Genomic DNA, 23,054 nt, shown 5'->3' with positions numbered 1-23,054 from the left:
GGATGCATGTGGCCTTTTCGGGCCGCATGCAGATAAATTTTTCAGGAGGATGCAATGAAAAGGAAACTGGTTCTCATATCCCTTATTACCATACTGGCTGCAAGCCTTGCCGGCTGCATCCTTTCCACCAGCCCGGCCAAGAATTCGACTGTCACTCTTAAGGTGGGCGAGAGCAAAACCTTCAAAGTGACGGGTTCGCTAAACGGACAATACAGGTGGTACAAGGACACCAGACTCGTCAGTGTATCCACCGCCTCCTCATATACATACACCGCGGTCAACGGGGATGTGGGCAAATTCACCCTCATGGTACAGACCGTGGACAGCATGACCAATCAGACCCTTGCCGTGTCATGGACGGTTGAAGTAATCAGAAACCTGCCGCCTGTCGCAGAGGCCGGCAATGACCAGAACATCCTTCTCGGGACAACTGTTCAGCTTGACGGCAGCCTGAGCTCTGACCCCGAAGACATGCCGCTGACATATACATGGTACTTCACGGCAAAACCTGCAGGCAGCACGGTCTCCCTTTCAGACCCGACTGCAGCAAGACCAACCTTTAAACCTGACATAGCAGGAGGCTACACCTTGATACTCTTCGTGAGCGACGGTGAGAAATCTGCCTCGGATACCGTGACAATAACCGCTTATCTCAGCAACTTCCCGCCGTCTGCAAATGCAGGTCCTGACCAGACAGTTCTGCTGGGATCGACCGTTAACCTGGACGGCAGTCTGAGTTCAGACCCGGAAAATGAACCATTAAGCTATGCCTGGTCGATTATTTCAAAGCCTGACGGCAGCATTGCTCAGATATCTGATCCTTCCGGCAAGACACCCAGCTTCACGCCGGACAGGAAGGGACATTACGTAATAGGACTGACAGTTTCTGACGGTGTGCTTACCAGCGGACAGGATACAATGGACATTTACGTTTTCAACAACGCGCCTGTTGCTGATGCCGGGACCGACATGACGATTCCGTTCGGAGGCACTGCAACACTTGACGGCAGCCTCAGCAACGACCCGGACGGCACCCCGGTAACCTATCTGTGGCTTATCATCTCAAAACCTGCTGGGAGCCTTGCTGCACTATCCAATGATACCGCCGCGAAGCCCAGCTTCACACCGGACAGGAAAGGCTCATACGTCTTCAAGCTGATCGTGAGCGACGGCGATCTTTCAGGCGAGGATACAGTGACGCTGACATCCTCGAACAACGTTCCGGTTGCCGAGGCAGGCTCCGATATCACCATATCGCTGGGCACCACCGTGCACATGAACGGCAACCTGAGCCATGATCCTGACGGAGATACTCTTACCTATTCATGGTCCATCATATCAAGGCCTGCAGGCAGCACGGCTTTGATTTCAAATCCGGCGATTATCAATCCGCAGTTCACCCCGGACAAGAAAGGAAGATACACGGTGCAGCTGATCGTGAGCGACGGCGAACTTGTGAGTGCGCCCGACACGTTCATCATAAGCATCACAAACCATGCGCCAACGGTCGAGGCGGGTGATGACCAGTCCATTGCCTTCCCCGATTTCACGGCTCAGCTTAACGGGAGTGGAACCGATCTTGACGGTGACCCGCTAGCATATTCGTGGACAATTCTCTCAAGGCCTGAGGGCAGCTCTGCTGTGCTCTCCAACCCAGCGATAGCAAACCCTACATTCCTGCCGGACATGAAGGGCGAATATGTATTCCAGCTGATCGTAAATGACGGTGAAGACGACAGTGTGGCTGATACAGTCAAGCTGGTGGTGTACAACAATGCCCCGACAGCCGAGGCAGGGGACAACATTGATCTGTTCTTTACCGGCGGAGGTCAGGCAGTCCAGCTCAGCGGCAGTGGTATGGACACCGAGGGTTCGCCGCTTACCGTTTCCTGGTCAATCGTTTCAGCCCCTTATGGAAGCTCTGCTGCGCTGTCAAATCCTGCAATTCTTAACCCGACTTTTACTCCCGATGTCATAGGCGTGTATGTGTTCAGAATGATCGTGAGCGACGGCGATCTTTCAGGAGAGGATACCGTCATGCTGACGGTCTATAATAACCTGCCAGTTGCTTCGGCTGGCCCGGACCAGAACAGCATCTATCTCGGTACAACGGCGCAGCTGGACGGAAGTGCCAGCTACGACCCGGAAAGCCAGCCGCTCAATTTCGTGTGGACCATAACCTCTGCGCCAGCCGGAAGTGCGGCCGTGCTTTCAAACAGATATGTCATGAAGCCCACGTTCACGCCGGATATGAAGGGCACATATGTGATACAGCTTGTCGTTGATGACGGCGTGCAATACAGTTCTCCTGACAGTATGAGCATTACCGTTCCCAATCGTGCACCTTATGCATGGGCCGGTAACGACCAGACAATCAACAAGGGCGTTACAGCAAGCCTCAGCGGAACCGCCTCCGACCCTGACGGTGACTCGTTATCTTATATGTGGTCGGTCTTTTCAGCGCCTTCCGGCAGCACAGCCGTCATCTCCAACCCGGAAAGCCTTAACGGCGCAACCTTCAAGCCGGACAAGGGAGGAGTCTACACAATTCAGCTCCAGGTCTATGACGGCACGACCTACACCATTGATACGATGATACTCACCAGACAGGCAAACTTCGCTCCGACAGCTGAAGCAGGCGCCAATCAGACCGCAATAAGGTATGCGAACCGCACGGTCCAGCTCAACGGAAGCGGCAGCTCCGACCTTGACAACGACCCGCTTACCTACAGCTGGTCAGTTACATCGAGTCCGTCAGGAAGCTCTGCAGTCCTTTCCAGTACAACCGTAGTTAATCCGACTATTACTCTGGATCTGCCCGGCACATACGTGATCAGCCTTACGGTCAACGACGGCGAGACGAACAGTGCAGCTGATACCGTCTCGCTCACCACGTCACAGGCCACTTACACCACCGGTTTCGAGGGCGGCTCCCTGAACGACAGCGGCGGCAATGCATGGACTCCAACCTCATACGGGATCATGGGTCCTGTCGGGGCTTATGATGCAGAAGCCCATACAGGAAGCTACAGCTACAGGATGAAAGACTGCAACAATTTCCTGGGTGACTGCGGGTCAGGCTGGCATAAATTGACCAATTATACAGGCAGATTCGTGATATCGGTGTCATACTGGGCTGTTACACCAACATACGACAAGTTTCCGAATCTTGCAGCCGGTCTGTACGAGGGGGCTACACAGAGGGTCGCATATACCGGCGTCAACTTCTACACGCAGTATTCATGGGCTCCAAACCGGGTAGTAACAGATATTAATTTCCTGCTCAACGGCAACGGGGGTGGCGCCTGGTTACCACATGCCATGTGGTTCGATGATATAAGTGTAACTCTATGGAATTAGATTCAGCTTGGTAAAAGGGGAAGGCACAGGCTTTCCCTTTTTGTAACCGGTTAAAGATTTTTTGAAACAGAAATTTTGGATTGTTAGGAAGGAATTAACATGCCTCCAATAGGGCGGCATGAAAAAAAATCAAATGCAGGAGGATACAATGAAGAGATGCTATTTGGTGTTGGCCACGCTGTTTTTAACGGCCTTGTGGTTGAGCGGCTGCATCATGTCAGTAAGTCCATCGACGACTTCAGTCATTACATTGAAGGTTGGCGAATCGCAGACGTTCAAAGTGAACGGTGCGATGAACGGCCCCTATGAATGGTATAAGAACGATACCCTCTTAAGCGGGGTCTCAGGATCATCCTACACCTATATTGCGGAAGTACTTGACAAGGGTACTAACAAGTTCAGGGTTCAGACCAAGGATCAGCTCCAGAACAAGATACTGACAAAGGAATGGACGGTCGAGGTCTACTACAACATGCCTCCGATCGCAAATGCAGGTCCTGATCAGAATGTTTATTTCGGCAACAACGTCTATCTTGACGGCAGCGCAAGCTCGGATCCCGAGGCCCATTCTCTGGTCTATCTATGGAGCATGGTATCCAGGCCGGCGGGCAGTTCTGCGGAACTTGTTGGCCAATATACCGTAAACCCGAGCTTTACCCCTGACAAGGAAGGTGCATACACAATCCGGCTTATAGTAAACGACGGCGAGCAGAACAGCGCGGCCGATGCAGTTGTCATTAATGTCGGTACGAGTTTCTTCCCGCCGACTGCCAATGCAGGTCCTGACCAGAGAGTCCTGTTCGGCAACGTCGTGCTTCTCGACGGCAGCGCCAGCAGCGATCCCGAACATGACCCGCTGACTTATCAATGGTCGATGGAGACCATGCCTGCGGGCAGCGGTGCTACGCTGGTGGACCCGACCAGTGTCAATCCCAGTTTCATGCCGGACAGGAAAGGAGTTTATACAATAAGGCTGGTCGTAAACGACGGCACATTCAATAGCGGTATAGACACTGTAATCATCGAAGTCTTCAACACGGCACCTGTCGCTCATGCTGGAGATGACATAACGATCTCCGACGTTGGCGGCACGGCAAATCTTGACGGCAGCTTAAGCACCGACCCTGACGGTACGCCGCTGACCTATACATGGACTGTAATCAACAGGCCGAGCGGCAGTAACGCGCAGATCGTCAACCCCACGAGCGACAAGCCGACCTTTACGCCTGACAAGAAGGGCGGATACGTGATCAAGCTGGTCGTCACCGACGGCGATCTCACTGCTGAAGACACTGTAACGGTCACCTGCTCGAACCACACACCGGTTGCAGTGGCCGGCAATCCCATCACCATCCCGTTCACCCAGACGGCACAGCTCAACGGCAGTGCCAGCTATGACCCGGACGGCGACCCGCTGACCTATGCGTGGACAATAACCGGACGTCCTGATGGGAGTACGGCTACACTCTCAAGCTCGACTGCAGTGACCCCGACATTCACGCCTGACAAGAAGGGCATCTACACCTTCAGCCTCACTGTTAAGGACGACGAGAACATCTCGAGTGTTCCCGACACTGTCACTGTAACGACCACAAATCATGTTCCCGTGGCGGAAGCGGGAATCGACGTCAACATACTCAATAATCATCTGGTGCAGCTTAGCGGCAACGGCTCGGACCTTGACGGGGATACGCTTACCTATGCGTGGACGGTTGTCACGGCCCCGGCAGGAAGCACCGCCTCGTTCTCCAATCCGGCAATATACAATCCGACATTTACGCCTGACAGGAAGGGCATATACACACTGGGACTCGTGGTATATGACGGCGAGGACTACAGTCTGCAGGATACCGTGCAGATAAACGCGACAAATAACACCCCTGTGGCCGAGGCCGGCGCCAATCAGTCAGTTCGCTTTGCGAACAGGGTGGTGCAGCTTAACGGATCAGGCTCTTCCGACCTCGACCCTGAAGACACGCTGCATTATACATGGACACTCACCACAAAACCGTCAGGCAGCTCAGCAATCATATCAAACCCGCTGACGGTCAATCCGGTAATAACCCTGGATGTACCGGGAACCTATGTGATAAGCCTGGTCGTGGACGACGGAACGATTAACAGCAGCGTCGATACCGTCACATTCACCACGCCGCAGGCAACATATACAACCGGTTTCGAGGGCGGGTCCCTGAACGACAGTGCAGGCAACACTTGGGTGCTTACGAGCTACGGGGTCATGGGACCGGTAGGGACAACGACTGATGAAAAGAATTCCGGGAGCTATGGATACAGGATGAAGGACTGCAACAATTTCCTGGGCGACTGTGGTTCCGGGTGGCACAAGCTGACCAACTATTCGGGGAGATATATCTACTCGGTGTCCTTTTATGCAGTCACTCCGATATATGACAAGTTCCCGAGCCTTGCTTCCGGTCTTTTCGAGGGTGATACAATACGGGTAAATTATGAAGGTACAAATTTCTGGACCCAGTATTCTTGGACTGCAAACAAGATCGTAACAAACCTTAATTTCAGGCTCAACGGCAACGGCGGCGCCACCTGGGTGCCCCATGCCATGTGGTTCGATGACATCTCTGTCACAGTCTGGGATTAATAATATGAGTTATCAGGGAGGGATGAATACTCCTTCCCTGATGTTTGAGGCAATGTGAGGGGCGTCGGAAAAGCCCCGGGATAATAAAGATCATCATTAAAAGGAGACATGATATGCAGCGAAACATGAAGCTCATTCTGATCATGATGCCGCTGGTTCTTTTGGCCGGGTGCATATTCTCGTCCTCGCCGCCCGAGGGCAATATCCCGCTTACATGGGGAAGTACCCAGACGTTCAATGTGAAAGGCCTTGGGACCTACCAGTGGTATGTGAACGATGCACCGGTATCCGGCGCGACTCAGGCCGTATTTACATTCAACAGCATGGATTACGGTCTGGGCACATACGAAATCAAGGTGAAGTCAATTTTTGTGGTAAATGCAGAACGAACATGGAAGGTCATCGTGAAACTGCCTCCCTCTGTAGTTCCGGCCGCCAATAACTGCGACGATATAGTAAACGCAGGCCTTGTCTGCTCCAAGGTGCAGAACTGCAGCGATACTTATCCTAAGGGGACCGTGATCAGCCAGTCGCCAAAAGCAGGGATTTACGCGCCTGCGGGAGCAACAGTGACTCTCACCATTTCGAGCGGCATCTGCTCGAACGAGGTTGAGGTGCCTGCCGCCATCGGATGTTCGGACATAACTGCCGCCGGACTTGTTTGCGAGATCCAGCAGAGCTGCAGTCCGTCGATTCCTGCAGGAATCGTGATCAGGCAGTCTCCACCAGCAGGTACCATGGTTCAGCCCGGCACCACCGTGAGTCTTCTGATCTCGACGGGTCCCTGCACCATAGAGAAGCCGGTCCCGATAGTAACAAGCTGTGATGATGTCGAGGAAGCCGGATTCGTATGCAGCAGGACCAGGCTCTGCAGCAACACGGTGCCGGCAGGCTATGTAATAACCCAGTCACCTGAGGCAGGGGCTATGGTGCTTCCCGGTTCTACAATACAGCTGGCAATTTCAACCGGATTGTGTGGTGCAACGGTTCCTGACGCAACAACCTGCGAGGAAATAACTGCCGCCGGACTCATATGCAACAGGGTGTTCTATTGCAGCGACGAAGTTCCTCAGGGCGGAGTGATAGGAATCAGTCCGCCGCCGGGTACAGGTTTAACATACGGCTCCACAGTCAACCTGATCCTCTCGAACGGCCGTTGCACGGTTCCCGTACCTGATGCGGCGAGCTGCGACGATGTGACGGCAGCAGGCTTTGTATGCAGCACAAGTTCAACGTGCAGCAACAGTATTCCGGCAGGTGGTGTGATCAGCCAGTCTCCTGCCCCGGGTACGATGGTGACTCCGGGGTCAACCGTTCAACTGATAATTTCAAGCGGTGTATGCGCCCAGGAATTGCCTGCTCCGCAGAACGTCAAGGCTTCCGATGTCATATTGACCTCGGTTACGAACCCGCTCCTTAACCATAATCTGAACGACAGGGTGAGGATAACATGGAATGCCGTGGCCAATGCGGGCAAGTATGAGATCTACCGCGCCGATTCACCGATAGGCACATACAACCTCATTGGAACGGTGGATGCTCCGACAACAACCTATGACGATATGCAGACGGAGACGCTAACTCTGCCCGACCTGCCGACCGATCTTACCGCTGCAAACATTGATGCCTATGAGCTGATTGCCCGTCCGATCATGAACGACTTCAAGAACTTCAAATACTACAAGGTGAAGGCATGCAGCACATCGCCATCATATACAAACAGCATTCTCAGCAGCTATGACGAGGGTCGCATCGATTACACTCTCGAGGAATTCTACATGGTGGCAAAGCTTGCGGCGGGTGCGCCTCTTGCAAGGGTAATGATACAGGATCCTAACCCGAACATAGGTACGGACGAAACCTATTATGATACCTGCGGCGACGGGAATGTGCACTTTACCGTTGCTCTAAGCGGATTGAGCGGGCTCATCAAGGTAATATTCACAAATTATGTGGATTCTCTTATCTACATAACGGCGCTACACTCGGTGGATTGTACTGGAAACAGGAGGATTATCATTAACGGTACGGTTTCCGGTACAGTCAATACAAGCTTCAACGGCACGTTTACAGGGAATCTTGCCTTCACCGGCAATTATGCGGGCACATTTACGAATATAAACCTGCCAGTCGTCAACAAGACTATAGGTGCAGGAACGGTTACGGTGAGATATAACGGCCAGGAAGCTGCAGGTCACGCATTTGGTTTATAGAAAGTTCAACAGTAGCTGGAGACCCTGAAAAAGGTCTCCAGCTACTTTTCTTACAGTCCTTGTTTTAAAAAGTTTGTAATTTCTCTGATTGATGTAAATTCGTTCTGTCACCGCTATTTTTGATATTGACCTTGAAAAGCCCCCTCTTTGCCTGTTAATCGAATTGTTATACGCAGGGTAACAGGTATTACTTTATTAATTTTTGAGCCTGTTCCTTTTGCAGGGACGATTGATGAGAGGGCGAAATGATCCGTTGCAAAAATCTTTCAAGGACAATCTTTCTGACATGCCTGCTTATGGTGACGGGGTTGCCGGTACTCGTCATGGCTGATGAGAACCCCGATTCCTGTGCGGCAATCACTGATGATAAGGCAAGGCTTAACTGCTATGATGAAAAAGCCAGGCTCAAGCCGGAGGTGTCTGCAGACAGTGAGAAAGCAACAGCCATGACGCAAGAGTCCCAAAAACAAATAAGCTATCTCTCGAAAAAATGGCAGCTCGATGAGGAGAGCAGAAAAAATCCCTTTGCAATAATGACCCACAGGGCAAACTACATTCTCCTTCTGGACTACAACTTCAATCCGAACACCGAACCCTATAAAAAGGCCTTTCCGAATTTCGACATGCAGAACGAAGAGGTTAAATTCCAGTTGAGCCTCAAGGTCAAGCTCTGGGAAAGCATGTTCAAGAGTAAGGCTGACCTCTGGTTCGGCTATACGCAGTTGAGCTTCTGGCAACTTTACAACACAAGCGAGTCATGTCCTTTTCTTGAGACAAATTACGAGCCCGAGATTCTAATAAACTACAGGATGGATGCGGATATTTTTGGCATCATGAGGAACAGATTCATCCAGGTGGGTTTCGATCACCAGTCCAACGGGCTGGGCGGGTCTCTTTCCAGAAGCTGGAACCGCATAGTCGCCAATTTCGGATTCGAACGCGGGCCTTTCGACCTGGTGCTCAAAACATGGCTGCGTATTCCAGAGAATGAAGACGATGACGACAATCCCGACATAATCGACTATCTGGGGCATGGCGAGATAGTTATGGGTTATCACTACAAAGACTGGGCCGTCGGTCTCATGTTTCGCAACAACCTGAAGCTTAATGACAACAGAAGCGGCCTCGAACTGGATCTGAGTTTTCCACTGGTTCACTCCATAAACGGCTATGTGCAATACTTTGCCGGATATGGTCAGAGCCTGATCGATTATGACCATTTCGACAACAGCCTGGGAATAGGCGTAATCGTAAAAGATTGGTAGGCTGGTTTATTGTTAGGTTCATAGATTTAAAACCAGATAGATAAATATGTTTAGAAATAAATCTTTTAATTGATTTTAGCATAGAATAAAAAATAATTATATGTTATTAATATTATGATATAAAATAAAATATAATTAAGGAGGTTTCATATGATGTTGAGTTTGAATAAAATTAAATCTGGAATTTCAAAGTTTATTATTGTTTCAATGGTTATTGTAACAGGATTTTCATTAACAGCATGCGGGGAGTTGGATGCATTAAATGATCTTATTGCTACTCTTGATAGATGGCCTGATCAATGGGAAGATACTTTGATTAAAGCTATTGATCGATTTGAAAAAATGGGAACCACATTATCTAAACAAATTGCAGAAGATTTAAGGAAATTATTGAATGAAACAACAATGGCTGTAGGCATGGAATTTATGTGTTCTGTTGATTTTGTTGCAGAAAGGACAAAACAACAAGTACAGCTAATAAGATACAATCGATTTCCTAATCGTTGCGACCCTCCTGAAATAAAACCATGGATTTGTTTAACAGAACCTGATACAGTTATTCCATATGCATATCCTAACCCTGTAAAATTTCAAGGTTTTAATTTTGATTTGTATGATGCTCAACATAAGGATGATATGAAAGCATCAATTGTGCAAGACGATAAAATCATATTCCCACATTTGGGAATTACAATAAAACCCTACAATGTAACAGTAAGTCTTGGTGAAGTAATTTGGAAAACACCAATGGACCCCACCAAGAATCCTCGTTTATCATTAAAATGGACAGGAGGTCAGTCTGAGATTTTTATCAAGACACCTCAACCTGATTTTGTATATTCTGATTGTGTTGAGATTGATACTGGGGTTGATACAGATGAAATGACCAAGTGTCCTGATGGATATGTTCTATCAGGAATCAGACAAGGAATGGGGCATTGTGATGGAGATAATTCTCCACATAAAATTAAATGCTGTAAAATAGTATCACCTAACAGACCTGATATAAACATATCTCTCAAATATGATCCCTATAGACAAAGTACTGGCGTTGATACATGGGATCTTACTCTTGTGCCTTATAATTATGTTATGATTGGCTTGTCTGGTGGTTTTGGTCACAGTCGTTGGTACAATTTACCACACGATATACTATCAAGGTATTTCACATCAAACTATAATCTTTATATTGATTATGAAAATTCTACTATCATTGACACCAATGCTAATATATTTCAAACAATATGTTGTCCACCAGGAAACGTTATTACAGGCTTTGCAGGAGGTACAGGGCATAGTTCTTATGTTGATAACGCTGGACATTTGTTAAAGTGTAATCCTATCAAGGAATACTAGTATTTGTATTAAAGTTTTTTCAACAAATATTTTTTAAAGATTTTGAGGATTGGCTTCTTTTTTAACATATAGAAGCCAATCCCTTTTTATAATTAGGTATATTTTCAATGAGATAAGTGTTAAGAAATTAATACTATTGATCATAATTATTATAATCAAATTAATTCAATAAAGGATAGATACTAAATGGATTTACATAACAAAGAGTCTGAATCAAACATGTCATATGTCAGGTGCAATCTATGTGGGGCTGACAATACTGAGCTTGTTTTTGAAAAAGACGGGTTCAGTCATGTAAAGTGTAAAATCTGCGGGCTGGTTTACGTTAATCCCAGGCTTGATGATATAATCAATAACCAGAACATAATTGGGAATAATTTCATCAGCGAGCATGACGGGATTAATGAAACTGCGCAAATTGATTACTCCGGCAAAAGAATGCTCAGACTTCAAAGGGAAGCCAGAGGATATCTGAAATATAAAACAAAAGGGCATATCATCGATATCGGATGCGGAACAGGTGGATTTCTCAAAGCAGCAAGAGATACAGGCTGGAATTACCCCGAAGGGATTGAAATAGTTGAAACCATTGCAGAATACGCCCGTAAATTTTTCCCTGTTCATACCAAGCCTGTCGAGGATACCTATCTGCAGGAAAATCATTTTGATGTAGCAAGACTCAATAATGTCATTGAGCATCTGTCCGATCCGAAACGTGTTGTTTCAGAAATCTTCAGAATTCTTAGGCCTGGAGGGCTGTTTGTCCTGTCCACACCGAATATCGATTCAATCTCGGTGAAGATGTGCGGTAAAAAATGGCAATATTTCGGAGGGGATGACCATATATACCTTTTTTCGCCTGAGACCCTAAAGAGAATGCTTAATGAAGCCGGTTTTGAAATCATAAGTATACAGACAAAAGGAACTCATTTGGCTCCGAAGCATCATAACAAAGACAGGACAAAGTTTGAACTGCTTCAAGATAAGATTATAAAGCCTATTGAGAAGGTAACAGATCGGGTTGTAAGACATACATTGCTGGGCCACAGGTTAAAGATTATGGCAGTTAAACCCTGACCGGAAAAATTATAATTTAAAAATTCTTGCTGAACCCAGAAAATATTCAGAAATTTCCATTAAAGAAAGTGTCGTACGAATGACTATATCAGTTGCCATATTGTCCAGGTCGGCTGAAACAAGGATATTCAAAACTTCGCGCCAAGGCCTTTTTTTACGAACTGCATGAAGCGGCTTATCATGGTTTCGTCGTCATCGGCGCTGAGGCCTGCAAAGATCTGCATGCGCTCGTTATAGTATGTACAGGCATAGGAAAACTGGAAGATAAGAAACAGGCTGTCAAGGAAAAAGGCTGCGGCCCCTTCATCGATATCTGGTGCTATGACCCCGCTTCGGGAAGCCTCTGCGACAAGCTCTCTGTAATATCTGGCGGATATGGTTTCTATCTTCTGGGACATTTTTTTGGCGAGCTCCGGCAGCCCTTCGGTTGTACAGTGCAGATAAACCTGTATCACCTGGGGCTTTTCCCTTGAATAATTTATTGCGGCCCTTAGGATGCGTTCAATTTTATCAAAGATGTCGCCTTCATGGCCTACGATCTCAAGGAGCACTTTATCGAGGTCCTGATAACCGTAATCGATAACGGTCATGAAGAGGTCTTCCTTTGACGGGAAATACTTGTAAACCGCGCCTATGCTTATGCCTGCCGCTCTGGCTATGGTGCTGACATTTGTGCCTTTGAATCCGTTAGCCGCAAATTCAATAAGCGAAGCGGCCAGTATGCGCTCGCGCTTTTCCTCGGGTATTCTGTCAAACGTGACCTTGTGGAATTTTCTTTCCATGCCTTCAGATATATCAGAATATCAAAAATTCAAGGCTTATTTTATCAGGTATTGTAACGGGAGTATCCGGAATCGGGGTCATGGTGATGCACATTCATGATGAATGCATCATGTTCCATTTCCCTGTGTTGCACCTGTCTTCTTGATAATGAGCGGATATACTATGCCGCCCGTTCCGATAGAACATGGTCCGAATTCACATAAAAACGGCCTGTATGTCCCGTCATTCATAAGGAGCCGGCATCCGCCTGGAACAATGAACCTGTAGGATGTTTCGTCTGAAAACACAGGAAGTTTATCGATGTCTTCAGGGTGGATTATATCCTTCATGCATTTTCCAAGAATATAAGCCTGTTCATAACCGATCAGCCGCGAACATTGGGGTGAGGCCTTGAAGATATTATAATCCTGATCCAGGAACATAAAGGCCGCCTCCATATTTGTAAAGAATGCTTCATATTCATTAAGGGATGAGGTCATCTCAAGAATCTGGGTCTTGAGATCGTGGATATAAATCATCACTATGATGTTACCCCTGAAAATCTTGTTGCCGTCACAGGTCTCGAATATGGGCATGAAGTACGCCTTGCACCATATCCAGTTGCCGCCTCTGATCCGAAGTCTGCCTTCCGTGTTTATTTTGCCGAGCTTTGACATGTCAACTATCTTCAATATCCGTGAATGGTCTTCCGGATGAATGAAGTTAAGGAAGTTCTGTCCGACCATATCCTCCTTTTTCATATCATTGAAATGTGCAATATTGTCGGCGATACTGGTTATGATGCCGTCTTCATTGATTGTGCAATAGGCCTCTCCGATCAGTTCAAGAAAGGTTCTCAGTCTGTCATCAGCTTCTTTCGATTTATGAGCAAGATCGTAAAGGTTAAACTGTCTTGCAATCCTGTCCGCTATCACGGTTGCTGCAGGGATATGATTGATGTGCAGCCGGTTTTCCTTATATATGATGCAAAGGCATCCCCAGAGCCTGTTATTGATGAAGATCGGAGTGAAAAGCATCTCCTTCGTTCCGTTTGAAAAGAGAATCTCCTTCAAATCGTGAGGGTACATATCGATGCTTTCCGCATAGGGAAAATTGGTTTTCAGCTTTTCAAGGGCCCTGGGGTGCGAACGGGAAATGTCGAGCTTGAGAAGAAAGTCAGGCAGGTCTCTAGGCCAGCCCATTTCGAACACAAACATATCATTGTCGAATCTGTACATGACCGCGGCAGATGCGCCGAATTCGGAGGTTGTTTCTATCAGGCAGCTCATCTTCCAGTCTTCAAGATTCGTAATCAGGTCTTTAATGTCCATATATGTTTCCTAGTACTTATAGTTTTTCATCTCATTCTTTATATTGGGTATATGGGTAAATTGGGGCAGCTGAACCGGCTGCTCCATGCCGGTTTTTATGCTCAGGGGGTTGCCGGCATGCTTGAGCACCAGGTCAAGCATTTTCATATCAAGCTTGTTGTTTTCATTAAAGAACGGCAGCACATTCCACTCGATATACATGTTTTCCTGGCGGTTCTTGAAATTTGAAAGCTCAAGATCGTACATATATCTTCCGGGATTGTTTGCACCGTCGAAATATTCAAGCCTGAATTTCGCATATTCGGAAAGAAAAGGATTGAGGCCGCTGATAACGCACATCGATCCGAACTGGGAGGTCAGGGCATGCCAGAGATAGCTTTTCGTCCCCTTCTTCTCTTCAATGACCTCGGAAGACTTCATCTTTCCTTCGACTGCACAGCCTTTTTTATTCGCGGATGTCAGTATGAGGGCAGGCCTGGAGTCGGGAGAGAGCACTGTGCGGTTAAGGTCTTCACCAATGCTTTGCGTATAGGTTTTAATTATTATTCCAGGATCAAAGGGGGTTGCAATGAAGTTCTCGTCGCGCAATGTAAAAGGAGTGATAAGGACATCGGTAAAAATCGTGGGGGCGCCGATTCCTAGTGGTGTGGAAAGCTTCCAGGAGACGCGTATCATGCCTATTACCTGTCCGTCATACCAGGCGCGCCATCTCAGATCGAATGCATCCTGATCCTGCGTTTTGGTTATTCCCATGCGGTATGCCATGGCAATATTGATATAAAACCTGTTATGCACATCTGCCATCGTGCCGCCCGCCTCGGGGCTTATAAGCCATGAACATACATTGACTGTGGGGTATATCCTGCCGCCGTTCTTCTGAGGTCTTGCCTGAATGAACATGTACGGGGTGTAAATTACTGATGCATCAGGGAAAAGGCTGACAAGGTCAAAACCGCATTTCGGTATATCGGATGTAAACGAGACGAGATATACCCAGGCTTTTTCCTTTTCGGAAGGTGAAGATATCTCGATTTCCTGGATTGCCCCGATATTTCTGTATGCGGATGTTATGATATCCCGGTTTATACGGTGGCCTGCATCCATTGCCATAAAGAATATCCTGTCATTATCGCTCAAGACCCCGTCGGCATCCTTCATGTTGGCTTCCGGACCGAATGGAAGCACAATTTTTCCGTCTTTTGTGAATTCGATGATGTCAGCCGGGATTATGTGAAGCCTGTTTTCCCTGAAGGAAAGGATCTTCAAAGAAAATACAGGCTGGCCGGAAAATGCCTTTGCCTGCTTCCCTTCAATCCATACGATATCGGTAGGACGGCCCAGGTTCTTTGACTCCAATACATTCGAATTCGCCATTTTAGGCAGGCCCTGTTCTTTGAGAAAGAGGTCAAACCCGCTGTTGATATCGTTGCCGTATTCCGACTTGTATGCCTTTGATATGGAGTCCCTGTATGAATTCCATTGCCTTTCAGTATTTTTTTGAGCTGTTAAGAAGCTTTCAGGCAGAGCTGAAATCTCTTCTTTTGTCCAGATGGAGAACTTGGATTTTGCCGGATAAGCCGCAGAAGGAATTAAAAATACCGCAAATAAAATCGCATTAACTGTAAATCTGCCGAACATGTTCATACTTCACCCCTCCATTTAAAATAAATTTTTATTAATTAAAATATACCGGCTGCAGACTGCTGCAGGCCCGGTCTTCAAATCAAGCCGTTGGAAATCGGTTTTGTCGCTTCTATCTCAAGTCTTACGGCCTTCAGGTGAATGGTTCCGTCAATATCGGCCGGATTTTTTGACAGATACAGTTCAACGATGCCTTCGATAAAGGCGTCTCTCCTGTCTTCAGGGACGATAAGAGTGTAGGGGAGACAGGTAGTCCTAACCCAGCTTACAAGGCCGTCTCTTGAATCAAACTTCATTTCTTTGGGGATAAGCTCCATCCTGACCGGTTCAAGACCGGCATGTTTGAGAAGCATGCGGTACTCGTCAGGCCCGTAAAAATTATAAGGGGAGCCTGTATCCTTGAAATATTCCTTCCATTCAGGCAATGATATGGTCTCTGTAATCGCCGCCATGATTTCGTTTACATTGCCCCTGCCACCCATCTGGAAAAGGATCCTGCCGCCAGGTTTGAGCCCTTTCTTGACACCTGCAAGAAGCGCCTTGTGGTCTTTCACCCAGTGAAGCGCCGCATTTGAAAAAGCTATATCGAAGGTATCGTCAAAGAGCATCTTCTGGGCATCGACCTGCATGAACTTGAGGTTACGGATGTTTGAATAGGTTTCCTTCGCATAGCTGATCATGTCCGGGGAATTGTCTATGCCGATTACATGACCGTCAGGTATCCTTTCGGCGATCATTTCGGTGAGCTTGCCGTCGCCGCAGCCGATATCAAGGATGGATTCATTGCCTTTCAACTGCATCTTCTCGATCAATTCGACCCCGAACGCCTTCTGGACCGAGGAATTTCTGGCATAATCATGTGCGTTCCATTTGTATGTTTTTTCTTCACCCCTGTTCTGAAGCTCTTCCTCGAAAAGGGTTCTGTTCTTTTCATCCCAGCAATTGCCGATGGGACGTCCCAGTGAATAATACATACGACTTGCCATATCGAAAAGAATGGGGCGTATCTTGCCGATGTCTATGCGGGTGCCTTTCATTACCGATTCATCGGAATATGTAGATGTTATTTCTCCAATGAAAACATCATGAGTGGGGAGCTCTATAATGTTTACCACCTTGCACTCCATGGATACCGGGCATTCGTTTATCATGGGCGCGGTTCCGAGTTCACCCGTGGTTATGTCAAAGAGATTTGATTTGTCGGTTTTTTTCCCTGAAACAAGACCGGCGTAGTCGACCTTGCGCATCATATCCTCTGAAGGGATGTTTATACTGAATGTCCTGTTTTCCTTTATGCCCTTGTTGGTAAAATGTACTTTTCCCAGACCTATGGATACGAGGTGGGGAGCACTGGCATTCAATATCCCTACATGTGCGACGGTGATAAAGTTTGGTTTACCGCCGACAAGGGCTCCTACAAGAACGACAGGCATCGGGTACAGTGCATTGATACTGCCGATTCTAGTCTTCATTGAAACCTCCTGAAAACCTTTAAACCTTTTGAATCCATAATGGTTATAACGGATTATTCCATAATCTACTTTAGATAATTATATCATGCGTTCTGATCGTGCTTGATTATGCTTATGGATATAGTCTAATGAGCCTCTTGTTATGAAAGAAAAAAGAGAAGAATATAATCCGTGTCTTGCATGCGGTGCTTGCTGTGCATATTTCAGGGTATCTTTTTACTGGGGTGAATGCGACGATGCAAAAGAGGGCGGTGTGCCTGCAGGGCTTACAGAAAAGCTGAACGATTTCAGGGCCGTTATGAAAGGCACGAACCGCCCGGAACCCAGATGCATTGCACTTGAAGGAGAAATAGGCAAGGCGGTCCGCTGCACTATTTATGAGAGACGTCCACAGGTCTGCCGGGATATACCTTTTTCATGGGCGGACGGTCTGCCCGAGGAGAAATGCGACAAATCGCGCCAGGCATGGGGTCTTAAAAAACTTGAAAAAAAATCATAGACTGCATGAATCCGGGCCTTTCTGGCAGGCTTCCTCCTTTTTTCTTTCATTCAGACGGTTTTGTCTTCTTGCAATGGCTTCGCGGTAGCGTCTGTTCTCGTTATCGTTTTCCAGTATCAACCCCGGGATTTCTTTCGGTTTCAAATTTTCATCCAGAGCCACAAAAGTGAGATAAGCCGATGCTGTATGTCTGACAACACCGGTGAAGATGTCTTCAGCCTCGACCCTTACTCCTATTTCCATTGAAGTCCTGCCGACATGGTTGATGCTTGCCCTTAATGTAAGGAGGTTCCCTATGAAAACAGGGCTGAAGAAGCTCAGCCTGTCGATTGATGCCGTAACAGCATTTCCTGTCGAATGCCTTGCAGCCACAGTACCGGCTGCATCGTCGATAAGTTTCATTATGACGCCTCCGTGAACATTGCCCGCGATATTGGCATCCTGCGGGGTCATGAGGTGTGACATTGACAATGAAGTTTCCTTGACGGATTTTGCTTTCATAAAATTCTCCATATTGATAATGCTTATCAATATGGGATTTCTTGTCTAAAGTCAAGTTCATCTGAACGAGTCTATTGATCAAGCCGCTTTGCCTTCATGACGTTCTCCATGAAATGCTCCACCTGATTCATCATGCCTTCATGCGATACGATACGGTTATCCAGCAGGTCATAATCAAGGATAAGAAGCGGTATTTTCATGGCACGGCATCTTTCGCGGAGGATCCCGTTCATCGCCTGCCCGGTCTTGCATCCGACATGATTCGCTATCCAGACCATATCCAGGTCAAACTGCTTGTACATGCGGAAGATATCATCCAGATAGTTTTCGGCCGGCCCCCTGGTGTGCCTTACCATGGGCCCCTGCATGATTGTACTGGCCAGACCAAGGAGCATTGAATCCGGGGTGGAGGTGTCGATTGCCCTGTGTCTGTTGTACGTCATGCTGTCGTTGATGAGCGTGAGCCCATAAGTGCGTTCAGCCCAGTTCAGAAGGTCGATGAACTGGCAGAAGGGAGGATTCCACAGGACTGCACGGTATCTTTCGTTTTTGGTTGCGGGGATGCCCTGTTCGAGATTTTTTTTCGCGAGCCTTACAAGATTTTCATAGTGTCTGATTGCGGTCTTGTGTCCGGGCATCAGGTTGAAATGCCAGAGATGGCTCAATATAACCGCCTCGCCGGCCAGAGGCGCCGGACGGATCCTGATAAGATCCCACAGCTCCAGCTCAAGTTCGCGCATCCTGTTTCGCCCCTCGCATATCTCACGCAGGCGTTTCCAGTCCATGCGGCCGGGAGTATTTTCCTCAAGCCACGCTATCATGTCTTTCAGATCTCCTGCAAAGTGCTTTTCCGCACGTTCGTTGTAGAAGTTAAAAGGCACATCCAGCCTGTAGATAGGCACCTTGAGCTCCTGCTGGATAAGGGAATATGAAGCCGCTCCCGCATCGCATGGCATGTTCGAACTGACAAGGGCTACCCCGCTCGGCATATGCCCCTTGAGGACCATGCCGACTGTAGCCTTGGGCAGGCTGCATGCATCGGGGTTGATGCCAGCGTTTTCCGCCTCGTCGATGTATCTGAGATCCGCCTCCGGTGCAAGAATCGGAAGCAGTATTCCCATGGCCTCCAGAAGCCAGGCCTTGAGTCCCATCGCGCGGACTATATCGGTCGGCACAAGGTCCTCGTTGACTACAAGGTTATCATGGTCAAGGAATATATCTTCAAGCTGCTCTTCCAGGGTCATGGTTATGGTATGAACCGTTGTGCAGATGGCCTCGAGATATATGCCGCTCCTTCCTCTGGCAAGCCTGCAGCACAGGCCGTTCACCCTTAAGAGGATAAGCACCCAGGGGGAATTGAGAATAACGCGCACAAGCCCGAGAGGCCCTTTTTTAACAAGCAGCATAAGGCCGAGTCTGAGGATAAAGATCCAGTTGAGCGACCAGTATTTTACATAGACTGATGCATCCCTGAGGTTCGCTGCATTAACGAGATAGCCTGCCAGGGTATTCTGCATGAGACCCTTGATCAGTCCGGGCAGAATTTTAATAAGGGCTTTTATTTGAGTTATGTTTTTCCTTATCCCCATTTTTACTCCTTTCGCGTACTCCCCTTTAAGGACGCTCATCATCAGGACATCCCCTTTCTTCTTGCAAAGACCGCCGCACCGAGGGCGCCGATGATCTGCGGGTCAACGGAGAGCCGGGTCACATCCATATCAATTATTTTTGTGAGAGCTTTTATGAGGCCCTGGTTTTTGGCGCAGCCTCCGGTTACGGTTATCCTGGGGTTCATCCCGATTCTCTTGAGGAGGGTGAAACAGCGTTTTGCCACGGAAGTCTGTATGCCTGCAGCTATATCTTCAGGCGGATTGCGCCTGGCTAAAAGGCTGATCACCTCGCTTTCGGCAAAGACGCTGCACTGAGCCGTTACGGGTATTGATTTTACCGCGTTCAGGGAGAGCCGGGAGAACTCGTCGAGGTCCATGCGGAATATCCGGCTCATCGCCTCGAAGAAGCGTCCCGTTCCTGCAGCGCATTTGTCGTTCATGGCGAATTCCAGCACCGAGCCGTCGCCATCCAGTGCTATGGTTTTGACATCCTGCCCGCCTATGTCCACGATGGTCTTGATCTCCGGGTCGCAGAAAAAAGCGCCCATGGCATGGCAGCTGATCTCCGAGACATTCTCATCGGCGAATACGACCTCGTTCCTGCCGTAGCCGGTGCCCACCAGATAGGCCAGTTCAGTGTATGCGCCAAGGCCCGGAACCTGTGCGCAGGCTTTTTCAAGCGCCAGCTTTGATGTAAGTTCAGGGTCGATCTCGCTGGGTATGATAATAGTCGCGGCGATCGAGCCGTCTTCATCAAGGATAACGACCTTGCCAGTTGTCGAACCCACATCACAGCCGCCGAAGTACTTCTTCGCCATATCTCCTCCCGGTGATCATAGTTTATATTTCATGTTTCTCTTAAATCTCTGTTATCCATCCCTTGCCCTGAATTCTTACGATGAGCCTTGCAGATGCAAGGAAGGCCGATCTCAGAGTTTCGCTCATCTCGATCTGTCTGGCCGGAACGAGCTTCAGAAAACCTTTTATGAGCCCGCGCATGAAGGTTTGCGTCAGGCTTTCAGGGTTATCGAATATCTGGTTCTGCAGCGTTCCGCGTTCAAGGCACTGTAGGATAACTCTTTCAAATGTCGTCTCTGGATGAATGAAACGGCTTGTTCGCTTTTTAAGCGTCAGGCATTTTGTTTTGCAAAGAAGTGTGCATACGCCGCATCCCAGGCAAAAATCCTCATTGACAGAGGCCTTTTTTGTTTTTGGAACAGAAGATGACCCGTCTTCAAGCATTGTTATCGCGTTCACCGGGCATGCCTTTTCGCATTTCGAGCAACCGTTGCAGTTGTCGCTCATTACATTTGCGATGAAGCTTGAGGTGACAACGGTATTGGGATAACCGTGTTTCGTAATGCCTCTCAGCAGGTTGCAGCAGCATGAGCAGCACTGACAGATAAAGGTCACATTCCACCTGACATTGTCCGCGCAGAGCACGAGACCCTTCTTTCCGGACAGCGCCAGTGTCTCCTTCATTTCGGATGCGGAGACCTTTCTGGCCATATTGTGCCGGATGAGGTAATCGGCGGCCCAACCGAAGCTGGCGCAGGTATCGAGCGGCAGGTCACATGTTTTGACTCCGGCATGAAGCTTTTCATGCCGGCACGAGCACAATCCTACTGCGCAAAGTGAGGCCCTTTCAGTTATGCTTGCAGCCGATTCATAATCGAGGATGCGGGTGTATTCATCGGGCAGGGTGGATTCGTCATTGGGCAGTACCCGTGCGGGAGACATGAACTGGCCGTCACCCAGATTGACATTATAAATGCTGTCCGGGTTTTCAAGGTACCTGTAAAAGAGAGGCCCCCATTCATCTGGCCTGCTGTCTTTGCCGGTGCGCATCATGGTGAACTCGAAGATGCCTATTATCATGGGGGAGGGCATGTAATGATAGCGGCCATTGGCCCATATATCTACGACAAGCCCTTTGCCGCTGAGACCATTCAGCATGTGTTCAAGATGCTTTTCCGGAAGCCCTGTGATCTTGTGAATCCTTTCAAGAGTGGAAAATACATAAGGCAGCTTTACAAAAACCCCGGCCTCTTCTTCGGTAAAAAGGGCCCTTGCAATTTCTCTGAGGTTATCATTATTCGTACAACGAACATGAAGGCTGTCGATTTTATTGCCGACTTTGTTGAATATGTCCTTGCCTGCGAGATGTCCCATTTTTCGCCTCAGATTCTTTGTAAACGCATTTTTATGATTTTCATTTTCCCATGCTTTCGATGAAGGCCTGCACCCTGGTGCGCAGTTGTCCTTCTCCTCCCTGACGGTATTCGCGCTCGAGTTTGAGCACGGGAATACCCTGTGCACGCAGTGACCTTACAAGAGGCATGGAATCAACCCCCCAGAGGTCGCAGAACTTGATTATCTCGATTACTACACCGTCCACCCTGTATTCTTTAACGGTTTCGACAATATTCTTAAGCCTGAGGTCGAAATTCTCCATCATCCGGGGACAAAGGGTTTTTCTGAAAGTGTGTTCGGCAAGAGCCCTTACGGGATCACCATCGGATATGACAGGCATGAGCCCGGGGATTGAGCCTGTGCATATCCTGTCGGCAACGACGAGGCCTCCCTGCGATTCGATGATCCTTATGAATTCAGGATCATGCAGGTGAGAGCCTGCCAGCATCAGTCTGGCCCGGTATTTTTTCCGCTCGGTCCGTTTTTCGATTTCGGTGCGCAGTTCTCTTATGTAAGGCATTATCAAATCCCTGGGTGATGCAAGAGACGCCATTACGATGCGGTGGAACTCCGCTCCGGTCAGGGGAGGTTCAGGGTTTTTCCTGAGTTCACCAATCGATTCGATTTCTGCTGAAAATTCGTTCCACTCAGCGATTGCCTTCATAAGCGCGGCGTCGCTCATGTCGATATCGAAATGTGATGCAAGCCGCCGGGAGAGTATCCTCAGTTCATCGGCCTGCCATGCAATCGCCGCTTCGTTCACCTTGCGCGGGACATCGAGGATGTGATTGAATGCGGGTTTTGTGAGATAATCCAGGTTGTCGTAAAGACGCTGCATGTGTGCGCATGAAGGCACAAAAACCCATCCCTTTATAAGGTCATAGCGGCCGTCAATCGCGAATTCGAGAAGGCTTCGTGTGTAAGAGCATGTCAGGCTTGAAAGATAATTGTCAGCAATCTCGGTGCCCGCAATGCCCGGGGCCTGAAGCCTCACCGGGAAAAGCCTGTCCGCCATCAGAAGTGCTTCGGGCACAAAGGAGCAGGAATATCCAATAGGAATGCGGCCGTTCGAAGCAGCCTGTTCGACCAGATGGTTCAAAGGGGTCTCAAGGAGCTTATCGAATTCTTTCAGTATTGAGGTCTTTTCTGCCATGAAA

General features: G+C 48.3%; 16 protein-coding genes. 7 read left to right on the top strand and 9 right to left on the bottom strand.

Annotated elements, in window-relative coordinates:
• Positions 1-54: 54 nt before the first annotated feature.
• The 6 genes from VIS94_00385 to VIS94_00360 all read left to right on the top strand — a co-directional run bounded on the left by VIS94_00385 (position 55) and on the right by VIS94_00360 (position 11,888).
• Positions 55-3,360, top strand: coding sequence for a PKD domain-containing protein (locus VIS94_00385; protein ID HEY9159530.1), 3,306 nt, complete (start codon positions 55-57; stop codon positions 3,358-3,360).
• A 148-nt stretch (positions 3,361-3,508) separates the two neighbouring features.
• The gene (locus VIS94_00380; protein HEY9159529.1) at positions 3,509-5,977 is read left to right on the top strand and encodes a PKD domain-containing protein; all 2,469 of its coding nucleotides are present in this window, start codon (positions 3,509-3,511) and stop codon (positions 5,975-5,977) included.
• Between the two features lie 113 nt (positions 5,978-6,090).
• On the top strand, positions 6,091-8,190 hold the full coding sequence (locus VIS94_00375; protein HEY9159528.1) for a PASTA domain-containing protein: 2,100 nt from the start codon (positions 6,091-6,093) through the stop codon (positions 8,188-8,190).
• Positions 8,191-8,435: 245 nt separating this feature from the next.
• Positions 8,436-9,455 (top strand): phospholipase A, encoded by a 1,020-nt coding sequence (locus tag VIS94_00370; protein ID HEY9159527.1) that lies wholly within the window; start codon positions 8,436-8,438, stop codon positions 9,453-9,455.
• 150 nt (positions 9,456-9,605) lie between these two features.
• Complete coding sequence (locus tag VIS94_00365; GenBank protein ID HEY9159526.1) at positions 9,606-10,811, top strand: hypothetical protein; 1,206 nt, start codon at positions 9,606-9,608, stop codon at positions 10,809-10,811.
• A gap of 186 nt (positions 10,812-10,997) precedes the next feature.
• Positions 10,998-11,888, top strand: coding sequence for a class I SAM-dependent methyltransferase (locus VIS94_00360; protein ID HEY9159525.1), 891 nt, complete (start codon positions 10,998-11,000; stop codon positions 11,886-11,888).
• A gap of 128 nt (positions 11,889-12,016) precedes the next feature.
• Here the strand turns inward: VIS94_00360 and VIS94_00355 are convergent, their stop codons facing one another.
• From VIS94_00355 to VIS94_00340, 4 genes are all read right to left on the bottom strand, one after another.
• Positions 12,017-12,670, bottom strand: coding sequence for a TetR/AcrR family transcriptional regulator (locus VIS94_00355; GenBank protein HEY9159524.1), 654 nt, complete (start codon positions 12,668-12,670; stop codon positions 12,017-12,019).
• Between the two features lie 108 nt (positions 12,671-12,778).
• Positions 12,779-13,981 (bottom strand): PAS domain S-box protein, encoded by a 1,203-nt coding sequence (locus tag VIS94_00350; protein ID HEY9159523.1) that lies wholly within the window; start codon positions 13,979-13,981, stop codon positions 12,779-12,781.
• 9 nt (positions 13,982-13,990) lie between these two features.
• On the bottom strand, positions 13,991-15,625 hold the full coding sequence (locus VIS94_00345; GenBank protein ID HEY9159522.1) for a hypothetical protein: 1,635 nt from the start codon (positions 15,623-15,625) through the stop codon (positions 13,991-13,993).
• 74 nt (positions 15,626-15,699) lie between these two features.
• Complete coding sequence (locus VIS94_00340) at positions 15,700-17,094, bottom strand: methyltransferase domain-containing protein (GenBank protein ID HEY9159521.1); 1,395 nt, start codon at positions 17,092-17,094, stop codon at positions 15,700-15,702.
• A 142-nt stretch (positions 17,095-17,236) separates the two neighbouring features.
• Between VIS94_00340 and VIS94_00335 the strand changes: the two genes are divergently transcribed.
• Positions 17,237-17,593, top strand: coding sequence for a YkgJ family cysteine cluster protein (locus VIS94_00335; GenBank protein HEY9159520.1), 357 nt, complete (start codon positions 17,237-17,239; stop codon positions 17,591-17,593).
• On the opposite strand, the gene VIS94_00330 is transcribed toward VIS94_00335, so the two are convergent.
• From VIS94_00330 to VIS94_00310, 5 genes are all read right to left on the bottom strand, one after another.
• Positions 17,588-18,094: an acyl-CoA thioesterase gene (locus VIS94_00330; GenBank protein ID HEY9159519.1), complete on the bottom strand. Its 507-nt coding sequence runs from the start codon at positions 18,092-18,094 to the stop codon at positions 17,588-17,590. The genes VIS94_00335 and VIS94_00330 overlap by 6 nt on opposite strands.
• A 71-nt stretch (positions 18,095-18,165) precedes the next feature.
• Positions 18,166-19,725 (bottom strand): 2-hydroxyacyl-CoA dehydratase family protein, encoded by a 1,560-nt coding sequence (locus tag VIS94_00325; GenBank protein HEY9159518.1) that lies wholly within the window; start codon positions 19,723-19,725, stop codon positions 18,166-18,168.
• On the bottom strand, positions 19,725-20,522 hold the full coding sequence (locus VIS94_00320; GenBank protein HEY9159517.1) for an acyl-CoA dehydratase activase: 798 nt from the start codon (positions 20,520-20,522) through the stop codon (positions 19,725-19,727). Before VIS94_00320 ends, VIS94_00325 begins: the two co-directional genes overlap by 1 nt.
• A 40-nt stretch (positions 20,523-20,562) precedes the next feature.
• Positions 20,563-21,876 carry a 4Fe-4S binding protein gene (locus VIS94_00315; GenBank protein ID HEY9159516.1) on the bottom strand — a complete coding sequence of 438 codons (1,314 nt, stop codon included), beginning with the start codon at positions 21,874-21,876 and terminating at the stop codon, positions 20,563-20,565.
• Between the two features lie 40 nt (positions 21,877-21,916).
• The gene (locus VIS94_00310) at positions 21,917-23,050 is read right to left on the bottom strand and encodes a 2-hydroxyacyl-CoA dehydratase family protein (protein ID HEY9159515.1); all 1,134 of its coding nucleotides are present in this window, start codon (positions 23,048-23,050) and stop codon (positions 21,917-21,919) included.
• Between the last annotated feature and the right edge of the window lie 4 nt (positions 23,051-23,054).

Source organism: Desulfomonilia bacterium (assembly GCA_036567785.1).
Taxonomy (GTDB): domain Bacteria; phylum Desulfobacterota; class Desulfomonilia; order UBA1062; family UBA1062; genus DATCTV01.
This window is presented reverse-complemented; position numbering and strand designations above follow the sequence as displayed.

Coding starts and splice junctions, on each gene's coding strand:
- VIS94_00355 (HEY9159524.1), bottom strand. CDS start 12,670: ATGGAAAGAAAATTCCACAAGGTCACGTTTGACAGAATACCCGAGGAA.
- VIS94_00315 (HEY9159516.1), bottom strand. CDS start 21,876: ATGGGACATCTCGCAGGCAAGGACATATTCAACAAAGTCGGCAATAAA.
- VIS94_00335 (HEY9159520.1), top strand. CDS start 17,237: ATGAAAGAAAAAAGAGAAGAATATAATCCGTGTCTTGCATGCGGTGCT.
- VIS94_00310 (HEY9159515.1), bottom strand. CDS start 23,050: ATGGCAGAAAAGACCTCAATACTGAAAGAATTCGATAAGCTCCTTGAG.
- VIS94_00320 (HEY9159517.1), bottom strand. CDS start 20,522: ATGGCGAAGAAGTACTTCGGCGGCTGTGATGTGGGTTCGACAACTGGC.
- VIS94_00365 (HEY9159526.1), top strand. CDS start 9,606: ATGATGTTGAGTTTGAATAAAATTAAATCTGGAATTTCAAAGTTTATT.
- VIS94_00350 (HEY9159523.1), bottom strand. CDS start 13,981: ATGGACATTAAAGACCTGATTACGAATCTTGAAGACTGGAAGATGAGC.
- VIS94_00345 (HEY9159522.1), bottom strand. CDS start 15,625: ATGAACATGTTCGGCAGATTTACAGTTAATGCGATTTTATTTGCGGTA.
- VIS94_00370 (HEY9159527.1), top strand. CDS start 8,436: ATGATCCGTTGCAAAAATCTTTCAAGGACAATCTTTCTGACATGCCTG.
- VIS94_00325 (HEY9159518.1), bottom strand. CDS start 19,725: ATGATGAGCGTCCTTAAAGGGGAGTACGCGAAAGGAGTAAAAATGGGG.
- VIS94_00375 (HEY9159528.1), top strand. CDS start 6,091: ATGCAGCGAAACATGAAGCTCATTCTGATCATGATGCCGCTGGTTCTT.
- VIS94_00340 (HEY9159521.1), bottom strand. CDS start 17,094: ATGAAGACTAGAATCGGCAGTATCAATGCACTGTACCCGATGCCTGTC.
- VIS94_00380 (HEY9159529.1), top strand. CDS start 3,509: ATGAAGAGATGCTATTTGGTGTTGGCCACGCTGTTTTTAACGGCCTTG.
- VIS94_00330 (HEY9159519.1), bottom strand. CDS start 18,094: ATGAAAGCAAAATCCGTCAAGGAAACTTCATTGTCAATGTCACACCTC.
- VIS94_00360 (HEY9159525.1), top strand. CDS start 10,998: ATGGATTTACATAACAAAGAGTCTGAATCAAACATGTCATATGTCAGG.
- VIS94_00385 (HEY9159530.1), top strand. CDS start 55: ATGAAAAGGAAACTGGTTCTCATATCCCTTATTACCATACTGGCTGCA.